1 protein-coding gene and 1 pseudogene are annotated in these 1,436 nt (G+C 59.5%); both read right to left on the reverse strand.

What is annotated here, in order from left to right; all coding sequences use genetic code 11:
* Nucleotides 1-5: 5 nt before the first annotated feature.
* Nucleotides 6-935 carry a DUF2950 domain-containing protein gene (locus C7476_RS27760; RefSeq protein ID WP_114433124.1) on the reverse strand — a complete coding sequence of 310 codons (930 nt, stop codon included), beginning with the start codon at nucleotides 933-935 and terminating at the stop codon, nucleotides 6-8.
* Between the two features lie 42 nt (nucleotides 936-977).
* Nucleotides 978-1,436, reverse strand: a pseudogene (locus C7476_RS28490) (DUF3300 domain-containing protein); the annotation flags it as partial.

Below are 1,436 nucleotides of genomic sequence, written 5' to 3' on the forward strand. Positions count from 1 at the left end.
CGCGATCAGTCGTCAACCGAATCCCATGTTTGATCCGGATTGAATGACCTTATCTCTTTAACCATCTTGTCGGTAGCCGGTCCGAGGTCCTTTTCGTAAATAGTCCCATGATGACTGACAACGAAAGTCTTGATCCCGGTTTCGCCATATATTGCCGGCCAGGCGATCAAGGCATGTCCGGCGATCATGTTGCCATTGATGACAAAATCATACTTGCCGCCGGCAATGTTGCTTCCCTGAGCTCTGAGTATCCGGTAGCGATAGCCGAAATAGCCGCGGTCTGACTTCGCGCTGGCTTCGATCCTGGCATCATCTCCGAAACTGCCTGCAGGGCTTTCCTCGCCGCCTTCCGATTTCCAGTAGAGCCCGTCGTGCTTTCCTTCCGAGCTGACCGTCTTCTGGGCGAACTCCAGGACGCCATCATCATCGTGATCCTTCTGCGCGTAGGCAGTCTGCGCGGCGATGTAGCTGCGGCACGTCTCGATGGCCGCGGTTTCGTTCTCGCCGATCCGCCGCGCCAGAATCTCCTCCAGCCCCTTTTTCGTATCGAACTGCCAGCCGGCATCCTGCTTGACCAAGGGGAACGGAAATGGCCAGGCAAGATTGCCAAGAATGACTTCCTTACTGCCATCTTTCCGGTCTTTCAGTTCGGCGCGCTCCCCGGATGCCTTCTGGAGGTCGGTCAAACGATCATCGAAGTCATCTGATTTCTTGGCCGCTTCGGCATTCAGACCAAGAACCTTGGCCAAAGCGTCGACATCCTTGGCACCGAGATCCTTCTTCAGAGCATCAAGTGCCTCCCCGGGTTCCTTGAACGTTTCCGACTTTGCGCCAACGAAACGTTCAAGCGAAGGTTCCGCCGCAATCAAAGGAGACGTTGCCGCCATCGAAAGGAATGCGGAAGCGAGAAGTATTTTCAGAGTTGCGCGATACATTTTCGTAATCCCTTCACAAGGAATGGTGATGGCTTCGACAGGTCAGCGACGGCCGCGACCTCCGCCACCTCGACCTCCGCCGCCGCGTTGCACCCTGGGGCCGCCACCGCCCCTGGCGCGCTGGCCGCCACCTTGGATTCTGGCACCACCGCCAGGCTGGGCTCTGGGACGGCCGCCGCCGCCGCCCAGGCTGGCATTGCCGCGCTGCGACGAGGCGCGAGCATCCCGACCAGAGCCATAATTACCGAGGGCGCTTGGCTGGCTTGGACGGTTGTCGGCTCGGCCACCTGCCGGCTGTTGCCGAGGTCGATCCGGACGGTTGGCGTTAGGTCTGTCCCGATTCGGGCGGTTGGCCGCTGCGCCCTGTCCGATGTTGCGGTTGCCCGCGCCTGCACCTTGCCCGATATCGCGATTGGCCGGACGATTTGCACCTTGCCCAGGGCGATTGCCGGCGAAATTGCCGCCATCCCTTTGCTTCAGTTGGTTCTGAACATCGCGGCG

This window comes from Phyllobacterium bourgognense, from assembly GCF_003337575.1.
Classification (GTDB): domain Bacteria; phylum Pseudomonadota; class Alphaproteobacteria; order Rhizobiales; family Rhizobiaceae; genus Phyllobacterium; species Phyllobacterium bourgognense.